Genomic DNA, 19393 nt, shown 5'->3' on the forward strand with positions numbered 1-19393 from the left:
CGGGCGGTCAGGCGGTGGGAGCGCCGGGCACCCTGCGCTCGCCGCCGTTCCCCTCCTGCCAGAGCCGGTAGACCTCGGTCGCCCCTTCGTGGGGCGCGTGAGTCATCGGCAGCCGCCGCTCGTCCCAGTTCTTGGCGAACTCACCGTAGAAGGAGTCGAGTTCGAAGTACTTGCGGTCGTCCACGTAGTACGGCTCGTAGGCGTCCCGGGTGGTGAGGAAGACGACCTCGTCCGGCGAGCAGTAGTACAGGGAGCCCAGGCACATCGGGCAGGGGTGGGCGAGTACGTAGATGGTGGTGCCGGTCAGGTGCTCGGTGCCCAGCTTCGTACAGGCCTCGCGGATGGCGAGGATCTCCGCGTGTGCGGTCGGGTCGTTGGTCTGGGCGACCCGGTTCGGGCTCTCGGCCAGGATCTCGCCGTCCTTGACGATGACGGTGGCGAAGGGGCGGCCGCCCTCCGCGACGTTGCGGCGGGCGATGTCGATCGTGCGCTGTGCGAAGTCCATGGGGTCCTCCGGGGCGTGCGGTGTGTCCGTGGGGGTGTGGGGCGGGGAGGCGGGGGTGCTCAGAACGGCTTGGTCGGCAGGTACTTGCCGTCCAGGGTGATGACCGCGCGCTCGCCGCCCTCGGGGTCGGCGACCTTCTTCACGTCCAGCCGGAAGTTGATCGCCGAGATGATGCCGTCGCCGAACTGCTCATGGACCAGGGCCTTCAGGGTGGTGCCGTAGACCTGGAGCATCTCGTGGAACCGGTAGATGGTCGGGTCGGTGGGAATGCCGCCCGGGATGGAGCCCCGGGTCGGGATGGTCTGGAGCAGCATCACCGCGTCCTCGTCCAGACCGAGGAGTTCGGCGACCGCTTCGGCGGAGGTCTTGGGCAGCGCGTGCTGGCCGAGCACGGCGGCGGTGACGAAGGCAACGGAGAAGCCGGCCGCGTCGGCGATCTGCTGCCAGGACAGGTCCTTGCGCGTCTTGGCCTCGACGGCCGTGACGGCGAGCTGCTGGCGGGCGGTGTTGTCGAACTGGGCGTGCACCATGGCGGTGGGTCCTTTCGTGGGGTGCCGCTCCGGGCCGGAGCGGCGGGCTCGTGGGCGTTCGGGGATGGGGATATCGGGTCAGAGCGCCCCGGCCGGCGCCGGGGTGCCGGACGCGTCGAGCCGGGTGACGGCTCCGGTGGGGATGTCGTAGACCCAGCCGTGCAGCGTCACCTTCCGCGCCGCCAGCGCCCTGGCGACCGAGGGGTGGGTGGCCAGGCCGGCGAGTTGCGCGAGGACGTTGGCCCGGACCAGCGCGTCCACCCCGGACTCCGCGGTGCGGGCGACGGAGGCGTCCGCGTGGCGCAGCCACCCGGCGACGGTGGGCAGGGCGCTCAGGTCGTGGCCCTCGGCGAGGGCCGTCATGGCGCCGCAGGCGGAGTGACCGCACACGACGATGTCCGTGACGCCCAGGACGGCCACTGCGTACTCGATGCTCGCCGCCACTCCGTCGGCGCCCGGGGTGTAGGCGGGGACGAGGTTGCCGGCGGTCCGGATCACGAACAGCTCACCCGGCTCGCTGCCAGTGATCAGCTCGGGCACCACACGGGCGTCGGAGCAGCTGATGAACAGTGTCGTCGGCGTGTGCGTGCCCGCCAGGTGGGCGAAGAGCTCCGCCTTTGCCGGGAAGACATCCCGGCGGAAACGCGCGACGCCTGCTGCGAGGTCGTGCACGGTGACTCCCTTCGGTGGCTGTCGGCCCGTCGGGCTGACGAGATCCACCATGCATGACCTGTATCTATAGTGTCCAAGACGCGATATCCATACCTGTTATAGATGTGATCTATGGTTGGAGGTATGGCCCTGGAACTACGTCATCTCCGCTATCTGCTCGCCGTCGCGGAACACGCCAATTTCACTCGGGCGGCCGAGGAGCTGCACATCTCCCAGCCGACCCTGTCCCAGCAGGTCAAGCAGCTGGAGCGGACGGTCGGCGTGCAGTTGCTCGACCGGTCCGGCCGCGCGGTCCGGCTGACCGACGCGGGCGAGTCGTACGCGCACTACGCCCGCCGCGCCCTCCAGGACCTCGCCGCCGCGGAGCGCGCCGTGCTCGACGTGCGGGACCTGTCCCGCGGCGCCCTGCGGCTGGCCATGACGCCGACTTTCACGGCGTACCTGATCGGCCCGCTGGCCGAGCTGCTGCACACCTGCCATCCGGGAATCACGCTGGATGTCCGGGAGCTGCCCCAGGACCGCATCGAGTCGGCGCTGCTGGCCGACGAACTCGATCTCGGCATCGCCTTCCACGGCCCGCATCTGCCCGGCATCAGTGCCACAGAGCTGTTCACCGAGACCCTGAGTCTCGTCGTCGGCCCCCGCCACCCCCGTGCGGGGAGCACCCGCGCGCTGCCCGTGACGAGCCTCGCCGGACAGCCGCTCGCCCTGCTCAGCGGCGACTTCGCGACCCGAGGCCACATCGACGCCTACTTCACCCGGCACCGCACGACACCGTCGGTCGCGGTGCAGGCCAACTCCATCAGCGCCCTCACCGAGATCGTCCGGCGCACCCCGCTGGCCACGGTCCTGCCCGACGCGCTCACCCGCGACCACCCCCACCTGAGCCCCGTCCCCCTCACCCCGGCCCTTCCCTCGCGCACGGTCGCACTGCTGCGCCGCGAAGCCGCCTATCGGAGCTCCGCGGCGCAGGAGTTCACCCGGCTCACGCGTGACTGGGTCCGGACGCTCGACAGCGTCGACGCCCTCGACGCCTGACGGCCGGCCCGGGTCGCGTGATCAGGGCCGGGCGCCGCCGGTGGCGGACGCGCCGCCCAGCCACTTCAGCCCGTCCACGACGAACCGGTTCTGGGTCTCACTCGCGAAGGTCGAGGACAGAGTCGTGTTCGACCCGTAGTCCATGGCGTTGTGGCCGAAGTTGGCGTACAGCATCCGGTAGCCGGTGTTGGTCCACAGGATCGGGTAGTCGCCGCTGTACCAGGACTGGTTGGGGTCCGTACCCAGCGGGAAGCTGACCGGGTCGACGGAGGCGAGGACCTTGATGTCCGGGTTGTTCCGCAGGTTGTTCGACCAGGAGTACCACTCGCTGACCGACGAGGTGAAGGTGGCTGGCAGGCCCGCGGTGGCGGGGTGGGTCCGGTCCTCGGTGCGCAGCACGGAGGTGGTGGGGCCCCAGGTGTTCGACCTGAAGTTCCCGCTGCCGAGGAACTGGTTGTAGTACCAGGGCCAGTTCTGGGCCTCTGTGGTGAACGCGGAGACGTGGAAGCCCATCCAGGCGCCGCCGGAGCGCATGTACCGCTCGAATCCGGTGCGCTGGGACGCGGTCTGCGGGGCGTCGTCGAGGAACAGCACGACCTGGTACTGGTCCCGGGTGATGCTGTCCAGCCGGGACCAGTCGTTGGTGGAGGTGTAGGAGAAGTTGTTGGCCGCCGCGGTGGTGGGGAACCAGCGGTTGGCCTCCTGGACGAAGCTGATGTGCGCCGCGTCCCAGGTGCCGTTGTAGAAGGCGATCACCTTGAAGGCGGGTGCCTTCGCCGCCGAGTGCGCGGGGGCGGCGGTGAGTCCGAGCAGGAGCGCCGGCAGCAGGAGCAGCCGCAGGAGCAGCCGGCCGATGCCGCCGCGGGACCGGGCCTTGGGCCTGGTGGTGGGGGTGTTCATTCGGATCGTCCTTTCCGAACCGGTGGGGGGCCGGGCCGGATCCGGTGGTGTCCGGATCCGGCCCGGTGTGTCATGAGGACGTCGCACGGAAACTGTCGGGGTCGGGTCAGGGCTGGCTGACGAGGTTCGCCACGTTGGAGGAGGAGTTGGAGGGGCCGCCCCGCCCGTTGATGACGTGCCGGATGGTCCCGGTGCCGCCGAGCGAGACGGTCACCATGCTCTGGAACCGGACGTTCGGGTTGTTCGGGACCTCGAAGGCGTGCTCCGCGGTCACGCCCGGGTTCGAGCTGAAGAAGCAGTAGCTGCCGAGCCCGTACGCCTGGTGGCTGGTGACCGAGTCCGCGACCTTGTATGCGGCGTAGCCCTGGGTGGAGCCGTTCATCCAGGACGCCTGGTCGGGTACGTCGTAGGGCATCTCGTTCTGGTAGAAGTACGTCCGCCCGCCGTTGCCGTTCCAGATCGTCTGGTGCTTCTGGTAGTGCTCGACGAAGAGCCCGTACATCGTCACGTCGTCACCGTTGACGACGAGGCCGGTGTCGGCCTTGTTGCTGTTCCAGCCGATGCCGCTGCCGTGGTCGCCGCGCCAGATCCACATGTGGTCGCCGATGACGTGGTCGCTGTTGACCACCAGGCTGGTGGTCGCCCGGCCCACGGCGGCGCCGCCGACCCGGAAGAAGACGTCGTGCAGCGAGGTCGGGTTCGCCGCGTGCGAGGCGGAGGACCCGGCCGGACCGACCTCCATCAGGGTGGCGGAGTTGGTGGTTCCGGCGTCGAGGAGGATGCCCGCGACCTTGACCCCGTCGACGTCTGCCACCGTCATCGCGGTGACCCCGTTGTCCGGGATGAACGTGGCGAGGCCGAGCCCCAGCACGACGGTGTCGGGCCTGGTCACCCTCAGTGTCTGGTCGAGGTGGTAGACACCCGGGGTGACCAGCAGGTTCTTCCCGTCTGCCAGCGCGGCGTTGATCTGTGCGGCGGTGGCTCCCGCCTTCACGACGAAGAACTTGTCCATGCCGATCGAGGTGCCCGCGGCGTTGCCGCCCGCCCAGGTGGTGCCCGTGGCGTTGCTGCGGACGGACGGGACGAACACCTGGTAGGCGCCGTTGCCGTCCACGTACAGGAAGGGCTTCTCGCGGATCACGGGTGCCTGGTTCACCGTGGTGTAGGGCGGGTTGGGGAAGCTGGTGGCCGGGACGCCCTGGCTGCCGACGAAGACCATGTTCCAGTTGGAACCGGTCCAGCTGCCGAGCGTGGAACCGCGGGTGATCCACTGCTGCTGCGTGCCGGACCGCACCTGGCCGTCGATCTTGGTGTCGGCCATGAAGCCGCCGCTGGCCCAGCCGCCGTCGTCCAGCGCCAGATTGCCGCGCACGTGCATCCGCCGGTACGGGGCCGCCTGGGAGACGGCCCAGCGGTCGGTGCCACCGGTCGGGTTCACCGAGAGGTTCTCGGCGCCGCGCCAGAAGTTCTGGGTGGCGTTGTTCGGCGGGAACCAGTCCGCCTCCGCGTGGACGGCCCCGTTGATCGTCACCGAGTCGGGCGACTGCCCGAGCCCGAGGACCTGGGTGTAGAAGCCCACGTTGACGTCGTTGCTGTACGTACCCGGCTTGAACATCACCGCGTAGCGCTGGTTGCCGAACTGGTTGGTCTCCTGCTGCCGGAAGATCGAGTCGAGCCGGCTCTGGATGGTGGCGGAGGGCATCGACGGATCGAAGACCACCACGTTGGGGCCCAGGTCCACATCGCCCGGCGCGGTGCTCACCGGGGTGACCTGGAAGCGCTGGGCGGCGGAGTTGTTGCAGGTGTACTGGACGAGCTGGACGCTGTCGGCCGTCGAGGCGGCGGGCACGTCCAGGCACTTGCCGCTGTTGCGGTTGACGAAGTGGTAGGCGCCGCCGCCCTCGTCGACCGGCTGCCACTGCTGGTTGGTGCCGTTGCTGTACGTCCAGAGCTGGACGGTGGCGTTGTCGGCGGTGGACACGTCGGTGACGTCCACCGCCTGGTTGGCGTCATTGCGGTTGTTGATGCGCACGTAGCCGCCGCTGGTCGCGGTCAGGCTCCACTGCTGGGCGGTGGAGCTGTTGCAGGTGTACTGCTGGACGGCGGTGCCGTTGACGGTCGCGGCGGCGCGGGCGTCCAGGCACTTGCCGCTGCCGCTGTTGACGACGGTGGCCCAGCCGGTCGGCAGCGCCGCGGCGGCCGGGGCGGGGGCGGCCCGGACCGCGGCCGGGGCCGGGGTTGCCGCCAGGACGGAGCCGGCCAGCGCGCCGGCCACCAGCACCGAGGTCAGCGCCCGCCGTCGGCGGTTGGGCGAGGGGCCGGCCGGGGCGTCCCCGGTGGGCCTTCGGACAGATCTGAGCACGGTTGTCTCCTGTGCGGGTGGACGACGCGTCGGGAAAGGCGGTCTGCCGGTGTACCGGGCGGTCACCCGGTACACCGGACGGTCAGCCCGCGTACTGGGCGAACACCTTCGTGAAGTCCCAGGGCTGCTGCGAGACGCCCGAGCAGGTGTCGGCGCCGCCCCCGGTGCAGGGGCGGTCCCGGTTGACCGACCAGAAGGTGAGCCGGGCGAGATGGCGCTGCTGGGCGTAGGCCAGGATGGTGCGGAAGTCCGCGACCGTCACCGTCTCGTTGTCGTCGGTGATGCCGTTCATCGAGGAGATCCCGGTGTGCCGGTACGCCTGGTCGTCCGAGTACCCGTAGGCGCTCTTGACCACGTTCTTCAGCCCCTCGGCGGCGCTGACGGTGAGGTTGCCCATGTTCTTGCCCGCCCCGCCGAAGTCGAACGGCATGATCGTCCAGCTGTCCACGGTCAGCCCGGAGGCCGACGCCTTGCGGATCATGCTGTCGTCGGGGCCGCTCTGGCCGGTGCCGAAGGTGACGTACACCTTGATGCCGGGGTTGTTGGCCTTGACGGTCTTGAGCGCGTCGACCGTGCGCTGCTGGACCGTGGCGCTGGCGTACGCGTCCGCCTCGATGTCGATGTCGATCGCCTTGAGGCCGTAGGCGTTGATCACCTTCTGGTACGCGGCCGCCAGCTCACCGGCGCTGGAGCAGGAGCTCTCCAGTTTGTTGCCGCTCCAGCCGCCGAAGGACGGGATGACGTCGCCGCCCGCCGCCCGGACGGTGTTCACCGTCTGCTGGTCGACGCCGCCGGTCAGTGGCCTCCCGCCGTCCCACTGCGGGTTGCAGTAGCCGTTGCTGAGGACGAAGGCGAGGGTGAACCACTTGACGCCGGTGGCGTTCATGACGGTGGTCGGACTGGGCGGGCTGCCCCAGCCGTTGTAGAGGTACGGGGCGACCGCCATCGAGCCGGGCGTTCCCGGGTCCGTGCCGCCTCCCCCGACGGCCGGCGCGGTCCACTTCTGGTTGGCGGCCCCGGTGCAGGTCCAGATCTGGAGCCGGGTTCCGTTGGCCGAGCTGTTCCCCGTGGCGTCCAGGCACTTGTCCGCCTGCGGATTGACGAGGTCGCGCGCACCGCTCACGCTCCAGCGCTGGGCGGCGGAGCCGTTGCAGTCCCACAACTGGACGGCGGACCCGTTCGCCGTGCCACCTGACGCGACGTCAAGACACTTGCCCAGGGCCTTGACTGTTCCGTCACTGCCCAGACTCCACTGCTGGGCGGCGGAGCCGTTGCAGTCGTAGAGCTGTACGGGGGTGCCGTTGGCGTTGTTCGCCGCGGCAACGTCGACACACTTCCCGCCCACCCCGGTGATCTGCCCGGTGGCCTGGGCCGCACCCAGGGCGGGCGAGCCGGTCAGCCCGGCGAGGAGAGCCGCGGCGGCCACGACTCCCAGCGCGCTCCGTACGGCGGGCGCGTGCCCGCGCGGCAGGTATCGGCGCATCAGCTGTTCACCGTCCACTTCTGGTTGGCGGCTCCGGTGCAGGTCCAGATCTGGAGCCGGGCACCATTGGCCGAACTGTTCCCCGTGACGTCCAGGCACTTGTCCGCCTGCGGATTGACGATGTCGCGCGCACCACTGACCGCCCAGCGCTGGGCGGCCGAGCCGTTGCAGTCCCACAACTGGACGACGGACCCGTTCGCCGTACCGCCCGACGCGACGTCAAGACACTTGCCGAGGGCCTTGATCGTGCCGTCGGAGCCGACGCTCCACTTCTGGGCGGCGGAGCCGTTGCAGTCGTAGAGCTGTACAGGGGTGCCGTTGGCGTTGTTCGCCGCGGCCACGTCGACGCACTTCCCGGCGAGGCCGGTGATGGTGCCGGAACCGGCCGGGGGCTGGCTGTCGCTGGTGGTGACGCGGACGTGGTCGACGACGAGTTGCTGGGGGAAGGTGGTGTTGCCGTCGGGGTCGCCGGGCCAGTAGCCGCCGACGGCGAGGTTGAGGATGAGGAAGAAGGGCTTGTTGAAGGCCCAGGTCTTGCCGTTGGTGTCGGCGGGGGTGCGGTGCTGGTAGACGTTGCCGTCGACGGACCAGGTGATGGAGTCGGGGGCCCAGTCGATGGCGAAGGTGTGGAAGTCGTCGGCGAACGCCCGGCCGCCGGGGAGGGTGTATCCGGCGCCGATGCCGGCGGAGCCGGAGTAGCCGGGTCCGTGCAGGGTGCCGTGGACGGTGCCGGGTTCGAAGCCGACGTTCTCCATGATGTCGATCTCGCCGGAGTTGGGCCAGCCGACCTGTCCGATGTCGTCGCCGAGCATCCAGAAGGCGGGCCACATGCCCTGGCCGCGCGGGATCTTCATCCGGGCCTCGACATGACCGTAGGCCTGGGTGAACTTGCCCGAGGTGTTCAGCCGCGCCGACGTGTACTGACAGGTGCCGTACCAGCACTGGTAGTTGCTCGGGTTCTCCTTGCGCGCGGTGATCACCAGATGACCCTGGCCGTCCAGCGCCGCGTTCTTGTTCCCGGCGGTGTAGTACTGCCGCTCGTGATTGTTGACGTTGTCCCCGGTCTCGATCTGCCATCTGGAGCCGTTGACCGCCGAACCGGCGGAACCGTCGAACTCCTCGTCGAACGTCATGGTGGCCGAGGCCGCCGCGTCCGAGAGGGCGGGTGACCGCTCGTGGGCGCCACCGCCCACGAGGGCGGTCGTGACCAGGGCAAGGGTCAGAGCTGAGAGCGCGGAGCGCAGCAGGCGCCGCGACAGGCGTGGGGAGTCCATGACTCTCCCTTCCGGTGCATGGGGCATGAGGGAGGAAGGGGACCTGTCTTGTCATGAATATGACAGGACAGGCGCAGGGCGCGTTGGGGCATGCCGAAGCTGCGCCGACCGGGGCGGGGTGCCGTTCAGGAGGTGGGGCGAAATCGCGAGTGCGGGTGGAAGTGGGGGGGTGGCAGGCACGTGCTGCGGAACTGATGTGGGGGCACTGTGGGGCTGCTGTGCACAGGACTTAATTCACTACGTGATTTAAGAAGTGAACCAATGGACTGTCAAGACCCTGGTATGTACCAGTGCACGTCCGCGCGCCCACCCCGTCCGGCTTGGGCGGACATGCCTCAGGTGTCCATGCCGTCACGCACGGCGATGCGCCGAAGGGTGCCGCGCGAACAAGAGTCAAAGGCGGCGGGCCCGATCCGGGGCCGCGAGCGTCGGCCTCATGACGCCGGGACTGTCGCGGCCTTTACGCCCGGCGCTCGGGATCAGGCAGGAGATCCGGCCTGGCGGACATGCAGATGGCCGGGCCCGGGGAAGAGGGGCGGCTGAGCCGGAAGCACCCGGCGGAACTCGTAGCGGGCCTTCTCCGCGACCCGGCACGAGGCCGGATTGTCCACCTGGTGGAGCAGGTTGATGCTCTCCAGACCGTCCACCGCGAAGCTCTCGAAGGCCCAGCGGGTGACGGCCTCAAGAGCGCGCGGGGCCACTCCGCGGCCTCGGGCGTGTGCCGCCGTCCAGTAGCCGGCCTCTGCGGGCCCCTGGCCGGAAACGTCTCTCCGGATGACGACGCTGCCCGCCAACCGGCTCTCGCCGGGGCCCTGCTGACGCTCAAGCACGGCGAAGGCAAGCCGCTCCCCGGTGATCCAGCCGCGCTCCTGGATCTCCAGCCATGCCCGTACGTCCTCGACGCTCTCCATGGGGCCCCTCGCGCCCCGGCGCAGCGCGGGATCCCGGAACGCCTCGACCACCGGCCCGATGTCCACCTCACCCCAGGGGCGCAGCAGGAGCGCGGGGGCGGACGGCGTCGCGTCCACCCGCAAGGTGATGTTCATCGGAGTCCTCCCCGGCCGGTTCACCCGATCGTCCCTCATCCGGCGAACGGTAGTGCGGAGAGTCGACCGGTCGCGAGACACGGCCCACAGGCTAAGGTTAGGCTTGCCTAACTTGAATCCGTTTCACCGGGAGTCCCCCTTGAACACCGATGCCGACGCAGACACCGTCACGGCCAGGCCCACCGACGCGGAGCAGGTCCGCACGGTGCTGTCCCGCGCGACCTCGCTCTCCCTCACCACGACCGGGCAGGCCTACGACCTGATCGGGCTCCACTCGGTCAGCGCCGCCGGTCAGGTCACCCTCCACCCCACCCCCGACAGCCCCTTGGCGCGGGAGGCCGCCGACGCCCCCATGGGCAGTCTCGCCGCCCTGCTGCAGTTCACCGACATCGCTCCCACCCCGCTGCGCGACCGGGTCCGCGCGAGGGTGACGGTGTCCGGCTGGCTGGCACCGGAGGCCGGCGGGGCGCTCCGGCTGGATTTGGCGCGGGTCTCACTGCGGACCCCGGCGGGCGCGACGGATGTCGGGCTGGACGAGATCGCGCTCGCCGAGCCCGACCCGCTGGCCGCAGAGGAGGCGGACATGCTGACCCATCTGGCCGACTCGCACCAGGAGTTGATGGCCGATCTGCTCGGGCTCGCGGGCTCCCGGCTGCCGCGCGGCGTGGTCCGGTCGCTCCCCCTCGCCCTGGACCGGCACGGCATCACCCTGCGCTGCGAGTACGAATCCGGCCACTGCGACCTCCAGTTGCTCTTCCCGGCGCTCGCCCGCGACGCCACTGACGCCGGCGAGCAGATCCGACGCCTCCTCACCGCGCCCCGGAGCTGCGCGCACCAGCAGCACCACTCCCACCGCTGACCCCTGGCCGTCCCGGACCATCGGCCTCGGCCGGGTCCGCCACGACGCGTGACGGCGCCCCACCTCAGGAGAGACGGAAGAAGATGACCGTACGGGTCGCACCGGCGGGAGCCGGCAGCCACGAGCAGTCACCGCGGCACAGGAGACGGACCCTGCCGGAGCCCCGGTCCGGTCCGGCCCCGTCCACGGAGACCCGGGGCCGGGTGGTGGTGGTCAAGTTCGGCGGCAACGCCATGGTGGACGGATCGCTCCAGGAGATGTTCGCGCGCGATGTCGTGGAGCTGTGGCACTCGGGGCTGCTCCCGGTGGTCGTGCACGGCGGGGGCCCGCAGATCAGCGCGATGCTCGACCGCCTGGGCCTGGAGGTCCGCTTCGAGGCGGGGCTGCGGGTGACCACGGAGGAGACCCTCGACGTGGTGCGGATGGTGCTGACCGGTCGGGTCCAGCGGGAGCTGGTCGGCGCGATCAACGCCCACGGCCCGTTCGCCGTGGGTCTGTCGGGTGAGGACGCCCACACCATGACGGCCGTGCGCCGGTCCGGCCGGGTGAACGGGCTGCCGGTGGACATCGGCCTGGTCGGTGACATCGTGAACGTTGCCCCGGACACCGTCCGTTCACTGCTGGAGCTGGGCCGCATCCCGGTGGTGTCACCCCTCGCGCGCGGCACGGAGGGGGAGGTCTACAACGTCAACGCCGATCTCGCGGCGTCGGCCCTGGCGGTCGCCCTCGGCGCCGAGCGGCTGGTGATGCTGACCGATGTCGAGGGGCTGTACGGGGACTGGCCGCGCAGCACGGAGGTCATCGAGCGCCTGACGGCCGCCGAGCTGGCCGGCCTGCTTCCGGGGCTGGCGAGCGGGATGCTCCCGAAGATGGAGGGCTGTCTGCGGGCGGTCCGGGCCGGGGTGGGGCGGGCACAGGTGCTGGACGGCCGGGTCCCGCACGCCGTGCTGCGCGGCGTACTTGACGAGCGGAGCCCCGGCACGACGGTCCTCCCGGACGCGTGAGGCGTGGGGCCTGACGTGTGAAGCGTGGCGTGCTCCGGAGTACGGGGCACGCCACTGCCGTCACAGCGCGCGGGCCAGCACGCGCGCACCCCGGCGGGGATCCAGCGTGCGCGCCCAAGCGCGCGGGGCGAGCCCCGGCGGGACCGGCGCGAATCCGTGGCGCAGGAAGAGCCGCCCGCTGCCGGTCGTCGCCGTGAACAGGGCCGCCAGCTGCTGGGCCCGCGCCCCGGCGAGCGCCGCACCCAGCAGCCGTGCGCCCAGGCCGCTGCCCTGCCGCTGGCGGGCGACACAGAAGTTGTAGAGGACGCCCTCGGCCGCCGTGCCGGATTCCGCGTCGGCCTCCGCGCCGGGATGGACCCGCAGCGCGAGGCAGCCGTGCAGGACGCCACCGGGCTCCTCCGCCACCAGGAAGTCGGCCGCTCCGGCGGCGTAGACGTCGAAGGGCCGGCGGCGCAGCGCTCCCGAGCCGACGAACGGCTCGGAGAGCGCGACGAGGGCGGCGGCGTCCCCGGAGTGCGCCCGGCGTACCCGGAGAGTGTCGGGGAGGGCGGTGTCCGGGGTGTGCGTCGACGCGGCTGAGGGGCGCGGTGCGGCCGTGATCAAGGCGTTCCTTCCTCGGGTTCCACCGTGCGCGAGGAGCGGCCGGATCGCCGCGTGCCCCGGTGAACCATCACGAGTTAGGTTAGCCTTACCTAAGCTCAATGGCCAAGTCGACACTCCGGGGGCGGCGTTGCTCCGCATCGGGAGCGCTCAGCGCACGCGCCCGCCGGTCTCGGCCAGCACGGGGCCGCCGCTCTCCGCACCGGCCGGGGCGTCCTCCGGTACGTAACGCCGGGGCGCGGCGGGCACCATCAGAGGCGTACCGGTCTCCGGGTCGGAGATGATCCGGCAGGGCAGCCCGAACACGTCCTCGACGAGTTCCGCGGTCATGACGGTGGCCGGATCGCCCTCGGCCGCGATCGTGCCGCCGGGCCGCATGACGATGAGGTGGGTGGCGTAACGGCAGGCCTGGTTGAGGTCGTGCAGCACCGCCACGACGGTGTGTCCCTTGCGGGCGTGCAGGTCGGCGCAGAGATCGAGCACCTCGACCTGGTGGGCGATGTCGAGGAAGGTGGTGGGCTCGTCCAGGAGCAGGATCGAGGTCTGCTGGGCCAGCACCATGGAGAGCCAGACCCGCTGCCGCTGGCCACCGGAGAGATCGTCGACCGGGCGGTCGGCGAGATCCAGCACGCCGGTCTGCCGCATGGCGTCGAGTACGGCCGTCTCGTCGTCGGCGGACCACTGCTTCAGCATTCCCTGGTGCGGATAGCGGCCCCGCGCCACCAGGTCCCCCACGGTGATGCCGCCGGGCGCGGTCGAGGACTGCGGGAGCAGGCCCAGCCGCCGGGCGACCTCGCGCGAGCGGTACGTGGCGATGCCCGCGCCGTCCAGATAGACCTGCCCGGAACGGGGTTTGAGCATCCGGGCGAGTGCCTTCAGGAGCGTGGACTTCCCGCAGGCGTTCGGCCCGATGATCACGGTGAAGGAGCGGTCGGGGATCTCGACGCCGAGCGAACTGACCACGGTCCGCTGCTCGTAGGAGAGTGTCAGGTCCTCGGCCCGCAGTCGCGCGGCGGGCGCCGGGTGTGTCCCGTTCATGTGAGTCCCCTCCGCCGTCGCGGTGCGTGTCGTGTCCGTCGTGCGTGTCGTCTTTCGGGTCATGCGCGGCTCTTTCGCGACTCGGTGATCAGCAGCCAGATGAGATACAGCCCGCCGATGGTTCCCGTCGCCGTGCCCACCGGGAGCAGCGAGGGGGCGAACAGGCGTTGCGCCAGCAGGTCACTGGCGGCCAGCAGCAGGGCGCCCATGAGCGCGGCGGGGACCAGCGCGGGGCCGGAGGCCCGGGTGAGCCGCCGGGCGAGCTGCGGCGCCGCCAGCGCGATGAACCAGATGGGTCCGGTGACCGCCGTGGCGAAGGCGGCGAGCGCGACGCTGATGACGAGCAGCAGCGCCCGGGTGCGGGCCACGTCGACGCCGAGCGCCATGGCGGTGACGTCGCCCATCTCCACCATGGAGAGCCGGCGGGCGAGGAAGAACGCGGGCGGGAGCAGGACGAGGACGGCGATGCCGATGGTGTTGGCCTGCTGCCAGCCCCGGTTGGTCAGGCTGCCGATCAGCCAGGCCTGCGCCTCCAGCGCCTCCTGCCAGGTCGCCCGGGTGATCAGGTAGGAGTTGACGGCGAGCAGCAGCGCGCTGACCCCGATGCCGACGACGACCAGCCGGAACCCCTGGAGTCCCCTGCCCAGCATGAGGAGGTACATCGCGGCGGCGGTGGCGAGGCCGCCGATCAGCGCGCCCACCGCGATCTGGGTCATGCTGCCGTGCAGCACGATGATGACGAGGAGCGCCCCGACGGCCGAGCCGTTGGTGAAGCCGATGATGTCCGGGCTGCCGAGGGAGTTGCCGGTCAGGCTCTGCAGGATGGCCCCGCTGACCGCGAGGGCCGCTCCCACGCACATGGCGGTCAGCAGGCGCGGCATGCGCAGGGTGTTGACGATGAAGTCGGCGCCGCCCGAGCCGTGGCCCAGGACGGCCCGCAGGACCTCGCCGACGGAGAGTTCGAAGTCGCCGGTGGTGAGGGTGACGAGCGCGACCGCGACGAGCGCGACGAGCATCACGGCCGTGACCACCAGGACGCGCCCCTGGACCCGTACGGACAGCCCGCCGGGCCGGGTGCGCAGGACCAGCCCGCTGACCACGCGCGGCGGCTCGGCCTCCGTACCGGCCCCGGCGGGGCTCTTCTGCCGTACGGCGCTCACAGCATGACCAGCTTTCGACGGCGGCACAGGGCGATGAACAGTGGCGCCCCGAGGAACGCGGTGATGATCCCCACCTGGACCTCGCCCGGCGAACCGAGCACCCGTCCGAGGACGTCCGCGCCGATCAGCAGGACCGGGGCGAGCAGCATCGAGTACGTCAGCACCCAGCGCTGGTCGGGGCCGACGACGAACCGGGCTACGTGCGGCACCGCGAGGCCGACGAAGCCGATCGGTCCGGCGGCGGCGGTGGCGGCGCCGCACAGCAGCATGACGGCGACGGCACCCAGCACCCGGGTGCGGCCGACGTTCAGGCCGAGGGCGCGGCCGAGCTGGTCGCCCATCGCGAGAGCGTTGAGCGAGGGCGCGAGACCGAGGGCGATCAGGAGGCCCACCGCGATGAACGGCAGGATGACCCAGATGACGTCGTAGTACCGGCCGGACAGCGAACCCACCGTCCAGAAGCGGTACTGGTCGAAGGCGCGCGGATTGAGCAGCAGCACCGCCGAGTTGAAGGCGTACAGCACCGCGGTCATCGCCGCACCGGCCACGACGAGCCGGTCGGGTGTGGCCAGGCTGCGGCCCGAGGAGCCCAGCAGGTACACGGCGACGGAGGCGACGGCCGCGCCGATGAACGCGAACCACACATAGCCGAGGACCGAGCCCACCCCGAGGAAGGCGATGGCGACGACGACCCCGGCGGAGGCACCCAGGCTGATGCCGAGGATCCCCGGGTCGGCGAGCGGGTTGCGGGTGAGGGCCTGCATCAGCGCGCCGGACAGGCCGAGCGCCATGCCCACGAGCAGCCCGAGGAGCGTTCTGGGGATGCGGTAGTCATGGATGATGATCGAGGTCTCGGAGCCGTCCGGGTGCCAGAGCGCGCTCCAGGTGGCGGTGAACGGGATGCCCCGGGTGCCCACCCACACGCTGAGCAGTCCGACCAGGACGAGGGCGGCCAGCGCCGCGATCAGTCCCAGCGCCCGCAGGGTGTTGGCGGTCCGGGCGGGCGGCGCGGCTTCGGGTGCGACGGCCCGGTCCTCGGGAGCCGTCCGGGTTTCGACCGACAACGACAACTCCCCCTGACGGCGGTTCGGGTGCACCGCGAGCGATAGGGCGCCGGAACGTGACGCAGGACCCGGATGGAACTTAGGTGAGGCTAACCGAACAGCGTCGGATGGTCAACGCGCGCCCCCCGCAGGCGAAATGGCCCGCGCCGCCGCGACCGGGGACATTGTGGACGGCGTACCACCCCGGCCACCCATTTAGAGTAGCCTTACCTAACTTTTAGCCTTACTCGCATTCCCTTACTCGCATTTCCAGACTCTTCGCGGAGGCCCGCATGCCAGGTGGAGGACCGACCGGGGGGCACGTCCTCCGCAGGGCGATCAGGGGGCAGCGGCGGCGCGTCGTCACCGCCTCGCTGCTCGGCACGGTGCACCAGGGGTGTGAGGCCCTGGTGCCCGTCGTCATCGGCGCGGCCATCGACACGGCGGTGGCCACCGGCTCCTCCTCGTCGCTGCTGCGCTGGCTCCTGGTGCTCGCGGGACTGTTCCTGGTGCTCTCGAACTGCTACCGGACCAGCGCCCGGCTCGCCGAGGGGGCGGGTGAACGGGCCGCGCACCGGCTCCGGATGGAGCTCGGCGCCCGGGTGCTCGATCCGCGCGGCGGCGCCGACGCGAACCGGCTGCCCGGCGCGCTCACCAGCATCGCCACCAACGACGCCCGCCGGGTGGGCTCGGTGGCGACGGTCCTGGCGTACGGGGTCGCGGCGACCTCCGCACTGGTGATCAGCGCGGTGGCCCTGCTCAGGATCTCCGTCCCGCTCGGGCTCCTCGTCCTGCTGGGCATCCCCCCGCTGCTGTGGCTGGGACACCGCATCAGCCGGCCGCTCGAACGCCGCAGCGAGACCGAACAGGAACGGGCCGCGCACGCCTCGGGCGTCGCCGCCGACCTGGTCGCCGGACTCCGTGTCCTCAAGGGCATGGGCGCCGAGTCGGCCGCCGTCGCCCGCTACCGCACCACCAGTCAGGACTCGCTCGCCGCGGCGCTGCGGGCGGCCCGCAGCCGGGCCGGTCACGAGGGCGCCGTCCTCTCCCTCACAGGTGTGTTCATCGCGGTCATCGGCATCGTGGGCGCCTACCTCGCCATGCGCGGCAGCATCAGCATCGGTGACCTGGTGGCGGCGGTGGGCCTGGCGCAGTTCCTCCTCGGCCCGTTCCAGCTGCTCACCTACGTCAACGCGGAGTTCGCCCAGGGCCGCGCCTCCGCCCGCCGGATCGCCGAGGTGCTGGACTCGCCCTCGGCCGTCGAGGGCGGCGAGTCCGCCGTGCCCGACGGTACGGCGGGGCGGCTACGCCTCAGCGGGGTCCGGCTCGGCTCGCTGCACGGGATCGACCTGGACATCCGGGCCGGCGAGCTGATCGGAGTGGTCACCGGCGAACCGGCCGCCGCGGCCGACCTGCTGCTCTGCCTGGCCAGGGAGCGGGACCCGGCCGACGGGCTGATCGAGCTCGACGGCGTACCGCTGACCGAACTCGCCCCCGACGCGCTGCGCCGCGCCGTCCTGGTCGCCCACCACGACGCCGACCTGTTCGAGACCAGCCTGCTGGACAACGTACGGGCCGGGGCCCGCGACGACGCGGCCACCGTCGACGAGGCCCTCGCCGCCTCCGCCGCGGACGAGGTCGCCCGGCTGCTGCCCGACGGCGGCGACACCGTGCTCGCCGAACGCGGCCGCTCGCTCTCCGGCGGCCAGCGGCAGCGCGTCGCACTCGCCAGGGCGCTGGCCGCCGACAGCCCCGTACTGGTGCTGCACGACCCGACCACCGCCGTGGACACCGTCACCGAGTCCCGGATCGCCGCCCGGCTGCGCGAGGTCCGCGACGGGCGCACCACCGTCCTGATCACCACCAGCCCGGCCCTCCTCGCGGTCACGGACCGGGTCGTCGTCCTCGACGACGGCACCGTCGGCGCGACCGGCCACCACACCGAACTCGTCGCCGGTGACGAGCGGTACCGGGCGGCGGTGCTCGCATGACGTCCACGTACGAGGACCGGGCTCAGGACACAGACACAGACACGGACACGGACACGGGGAAAGAGAGGGAAACGGTCATGAGCACACCCGGCGCGGACCGCGAGCTGCTGCCGACCGCGACCGGCGCGGAGAGCCTCGCGGCACTGCGCACCATGCTGCGCGGCCATCGGCGGCTGACGGCGGCCGCCGTCACGGTGCTGGTCGCCGGGACCGCGATCGGGCTGCTGACCGCTCCCCTGCTCGGCCACATCGTGGACCTGGTGGTGGAGCGGCGGGGTTCGCGGGCGCTGACGGTGCCGCTGGTGCTGCTCATCGTGGTGGCCCTGGTGCGCGGCGCCGCCGCCGCGGTCGGCTCCACGCTCGTGGCCCGGCTCGGCGAGACCGTACTCGCCGCCGTGCGCGAGCAGTTCATCGAGCGGGCGCTACGGCTGCCGCTGGAGCGCGTCGAGGCGGCCGGTTCGGGGGATCTGGTCTCCCGGGTCACCAGCGATGTCTCCATGATCGCGAAGTCGGTGCGCCAGGCGCTGCCGGAGTTCACCCGCTCCGCGCTGACCATCGTGCTGACGTTCGTCGGACTCGCCGTACTCGACTGGCGATTCCTGGTGGCGGCACTGCTGGCGATGCCGGTACAGGTGCTCTCTGTGCGCTGGTATCTGCGCCGGGCGGCTCCGGTGTACGCCGAACACCGCGTCGCGACCGGTGCGCTCCAGCACCAGCTGCTCGACAGCGTCGGCGGCGTGCGCACCGTACGGGCCTTCCGGCTGAACCGTGCGCACACCGGGCTGCTGGAGCAGCGGTCCGCGTCCGCGCGGGACCTCGCGCTGGGCGGCATCCACATCGTCACCGGGTTCTTCTCCCGGCTGAACCTGGCCGAGTACATCGGCCTGGCCGCCGTGCTCGGCGCGGGCTTCGTGCTGGTGGACAGCGGTTCGGTGAGCATCGGTACGGCCACCGCCGCCGCGCTCTACTTCCACAGTCTCTTCAACCCGGTGAACGCCACACTGTTCCTCATCGACGACGCCCAGTCCGCCGGTGCCAGCTTCGCCCGGCTGGTCGGGCTGTCCAAGCTGCCGGCCGAGCAGACCGCTCCGGGCGGCAGCGCTCCGGCGGACGGTTCGGTCGGGGTGAGCGCGGTCAGCTACGCCTACGGCACCGGGGCGCCCGTGCTGCGGAAGGTCGATCTGGAGGTGCGCGGCGGCGAGCGGGTGGCGCTGGTGGGTGCCAGCGGCGCCGGCAAGACGACGCTGGCCAAGGTCATCGCGGGCGTCCACCAGCCGCACGGCGGGACCATCACGCTGGGCGGGATCGACGCGGCCGAGCTGGGCGCCGCCGGGGTACGCCGCGCGGTGACGCTGATCAGCCAGGAGGTGCACGTGTTCGCGGGCCCGCTGGCCGAGGACCTGCGCCTGGCCCGCCCGGAGGCCACCGAGGACGAGGTGCGCGCGGCGCTGGACCGGGTCGGCGCCCTGGAGTGGGCGCGGGCGCTGCCCGACGGCCTGGACACCGTGGTGGGCGAGGGCGGTCACCGGCTGACGGTGACCCAGGCGCAGCACCTCGCGCTGGCCCGGCTGGTCCTGGCGGACCCGCCGGTCGCGATCCTCGACGAGGCGACCGCCGACGCGGGCAGCGCGGGCGCGCGGGTCCTGGAGGAGGCGGCTCTGAAGGCGCTGGAGGGGCGTACGGGTCTGGTCGTCGCGCACCGGCTCCCCCAGGCCGCGACCGCCGACCGCGTCGTCGTCCTCGACGAGGGCCGGGTCGTGGAGACCGGCAGCCATGACGAACTCGTCGCCGCGGGCGGCCGGTACGCGGCGCTGTGGGAGGCGTGGTCCGACAGCCGCCGGGAGCCGGTGGACGTGCGGTGAGCACGCGCTGACACCTGTACGTACGC

The 19393-nt window shown here is 71.5% G+C and carries 16 protein-coding genes and 1 pseudogene; 5 read left to right on the forward strand and 12 right to left on the reverse strand.

The window, feature by feature from the left end:
- Positions 1-7: 7 nt before the first annotated feature.
- From ACFVQ0_RS04695 to ACFVQ0_RS04705, 3 genes are all read right to left on the reverse strand, one after another.
- Positions 8-505, reverse strand: a complete 498-nt coding sequence (locus ACFVQ0_RS04695) for a nucleoside deaminase (RefSeq protein WP_311302220.1) — start codon at positions 503-505, stop codon at positions 8-10.
- Positions 506-564: 59 nt separating this feature from the next.
- A complete protein-coding gene (gene cynS, locus ACFVQ0_RS04700; protein ID WP_390084522.1) occupies positions 565-1035 on the reverse strand; it encodes a cyanase in 471 nt (156 codons plus the stop codon).
- Between the two features lie 78 nt (positions 1036-1113).
- Positions 1114-1707 carry a carbonic anhydrase gene (locus ACFVQ0_RS04705; RefSeq protein WP_390084524.1) on the reverse strand — a complete coding sequence of 198 codons (594 nt, stop codon included), beginning with the start codon at positions 1705-1707 and terminating at the stop codon, positions 1114-1116.
- A gap of 123 nt (positions 1708-1830) precedes the next feature.
- On the opposite strand from ACFVQ0_RS04705, the gene cynR reads away from it, so the two are divergent.
- Positions 1831-2745, forward strand: coding sequence for a transcriptional regulator CynR (cynR, locus tag ACFVQ0_RS04710; protein WP_390084526.1), 915 nt, complete (start codon positions 1831-1833; stop codon positions 2743-2745).
- 39 nt (positions 2746-2784) lie between these two features.
- Here cynR and ACFVQ0_RS04715 read toward each other — a convergent pair.
- From ACFVQ0_RS04715 to ACFVQ0_RS04735, 5 genes and pseudogenes are all read right to left on the reverse strand, one after another.
- Positions 2785-3645 (reverse strand): annotated as a pseudogene (locus ACFVQ0_RS04715) (ThuA domain-containing protein); the annotation flags it as partial.
- A 106-nt stretch (positions 3646-3751) separates the two neighbouring features.
- A complete protein-coding gene (locus ACFVQ0_RS04720) occupies positions 3752-5935 on the reverse strand; it encodes an RICIN domain-containing protein (RefSeq protein WP_390085384.1) in 2184 nt (727 codons plus the stop codon).
- 154 nt (positions 5936-6089) lie between these two features.
- Complete coding sequence (locus ACFVQ0_RS04725; protein WP_390084528.1) at positions 6090-7490, reverse strand: ricin-type beta-trefoil lectin domain protein; 1401 nt, start codon at positions 7488-7490, stop codon at positions 6090-6092.
- Positions 7490-8764 carry a ricin-type beta-trefoil lectin domain protein gene (locus tag ACFVQ0_RS04730; RefSeq protein WP_390084529.1) on the reverse strand — a complete coding sequence of 425 codons (1275 nt, stop codon included), beginning with the start codon at positions 8762-8764 and terminating at the stop codon, positions 7490-7492. Before ACFVQ0_RS04730 ends, ACFVQ0_RS04725 begins: the two co-directional genes overlap by 1 nt.
- Positions 8765-9243: 479 nt before the next feature.
- On the reverse strand, positions 9244-9810 hold the full coding sequence (locus ACFVQ0_RS04735) for a GNAT family N-acetyltransferase (RefSeq protein WP_390084531.1): 567 nt from the start codon (positions 9808-9810) through the stop codon (positions 9244-9246).
- A gap of 139 nt (positions 9811-9949) precedes the next feature.
- Here ACFVQ0_RS04735 and ACFVQ0_RS04740 point away from each other — a divergent pair, with 139 nt between their 5' ends.
- Together ACFVQ0_RS04740 and argB are read left to right on the forward strand one after the other, a co-directional pair.
- Complete coding sequence (locus ACFVQ0_RS04740; protein WP_390084533.1) at positions 9950-10669, forward strand: DUF2470 domain-containing protein; 720 nt, start codon at positions 9950-9952, stop codon at positions 10667-10669.
- A 233-nt stretch (positions 10670-10902) separates the two neighbouring features.
- Positions 10903-11673, forward strand: a complete 771-nt coding sequence (gene argB / locus ACFVQ0_RS04745; RefSeq protein WP_390085386.1) for an acetylglutamate kinase — start codon at positions 10903-10905, stop codon at positions 11671-11673.
- 60 nt (positions 11674-11733) lie between these two features.
- On the opposite strand, the gene ACFVQ0_RS04750 is transcribed toward argB, so the two are convergent.
- The 4 genes from ACFVQ0_RS04750 to ACFVQ0_RS04765 all read right to left on the reverse strand — a co-directional run bounded on the left by ACFVQ0_RS04750 (position 11734) and on the right by ACFVQ0_RS04765 (position 15535).
- On the reverse strand, positions 11734-12276 hold the full coding sequence (locus tag ACFVQ0_RS04750) for a GNAT family N-acetyltransferase (RefSeq protein WP_390084535.1): 543 nt from the start codon (positions 12274-12276) through the stop codon (positions 11734-11736).
- Between the two features lie 147 nt (positions 12277-12423).
- A complete protein-coding gene (locus tag ACFVQ0_RS04755) occupies positions 12424-13311 on the reverse strand; it encodes an ABC transporter ATP-binding protein (protein WP_390084537.1) in 888 nt (295 codons plus the stop codon).
- 59 nt (positions 13312-13370) lie between these two features.
- The gene (locus ACFVQ0_RS04760; protein WP_390084539.1) at positions 13371-14471 is read right to left on the reverse strand and encodes a FecCD family ABC transporter permease; all 1101 of its coding nucleotides are present in this window, start codon (positions 14469-14471) and stop codon (positions 13371-13373) included.
- The gene (locus ACFVQ0_RS04765) at positions 14468-15535 is read right to left on the reverse strand and encodes a FecCD family ABC transporter permease (RefSeq protein WP_390084541.1); all 1068 of its coding nucleotides are present in this window, start codon (positions 15533-15535) and stop codon (positions 14468-14470) included. The genes ACFVQ0_RS04760 and ACFVQ0_RS04765 overlap by 4 nt, the downstream gene beginning before the upstream one ends.
- 272 nt (positions 15536-15807) lie before the next feature.
- Between ACFVQ0_RS04765 and ACFVQ0_RS04770 the strand changes: the two genes are divergently transcribed.
- Together ACFVQ0_RS04770 and ACFVQ0_RS04775 are read left to right on the forward strand one after the other, a co-directional pair.
- On the forward strand, positions 15808-17505 hold the full coding sequence (locus ACFVQ0_RS04770) for an ABC transporter ATP-binding protein (RefSeq protein ID WP_390084543.1): 1698 nt from the start codon (positions 15808-15810) through the stop codon (positions 17503-17505).
- A 77-nt stretch (positions 17506-17582) separates the two neighbouring features.
- Positions 17583-19367 carry an ABC transporter ATP-binding protein gene (locus ACFVQ0_RS04775; protein ID WP_390084545.1) on the forward strand — a complete coding sequence of 595 codons (1785 nt, stop codon included), beginning with the start codon at positions 17583-17585 and terminating at the stop codon, positions 19365-19367.
- Positions 19368-19393: the final 26 nt, after the last annotated feature.

This window comes from Streptomyces sp. NPDC057900 (assembly GCF_042887885.1).
Lineage (GTDB): Bacteria > Actinomycetota > Actinomycetes > Streptomycetales > Streptomycetaceae > Streptomyces.

Bases quoted from the DNA above. Each gene is read 5' to 3' on its own strand.
- ACFVQ0_RS04695 (WP_311302220.1), bottom strand. From the start codon at position 505: ATGGACTTCGCACAGCGCACGATCGACATCGCCCGCCGCAACGTCGCG.
- cynS (WP_390084522.1), bottom strand. From the start codon at position 1,035: ATGGTGCACGCCCAGTTCGACAACACCGCCCGCCAGCAGCTCGCCGTC.
- cynR (WP_390084526.1), top strand. From the start codon at position 1,831: ATGGCCCTGGAACTACGTCATCTCCGCTATCTGCTCGCCGTCGCGGAA.
- ACFVQ0_RS04725 (WP_390084528.1), bottom strand. From the start codon at position 7,490: ATGCGCCGATACCTGCCGCGCGGGCACGCGCCCGCCGTACGGAGCGCG.
- ACFVQ0_RS04730 (WP_390084529.1), bottom strand. From the start codon at position 8,764: ATGGACTCCCCACGCCTGTCGCGGCGCCTGCTGCGCTCCGCGCTCTCA.
- ACFVQ0_RS04735 (WP_390084531.1), bottom strand. From the start codon at position 9,810: ATGAACATCACCTTGCGGGTGGACGCGACGCCGTCCGCCCCCGCGCTC.
- argB (WP_390085386.1), top strand. From the start codon at position 10,903: ATGGTGGACGGATCGCTCCAGGAGATGTTCGCGCGCGATGTCGTGGAG.
- ACFVQ0_RS04755 (WP_390084537.1), bottom strand. From the start codon at position 13,311: ATGAACGGGACACACCCGGCGCCCGCCGCGCGACTGCGGGCCGAGGAC.
- ACFVQ0_RS04770 (WP_390084543.1), top strand. From the start codon at position 15,808: ATGCCAGGTGGAGGACCGACCGGGGGGCACGTCCTCCGCAGGGCGATC.
- ACFVQ0_RS04775 (WP_390084545.1), top strand. From the start codon at position 17,583: ATGAGCACACCCGGCGCGGACCGCGAGCTGCTGCCGACCGCGACCGGC.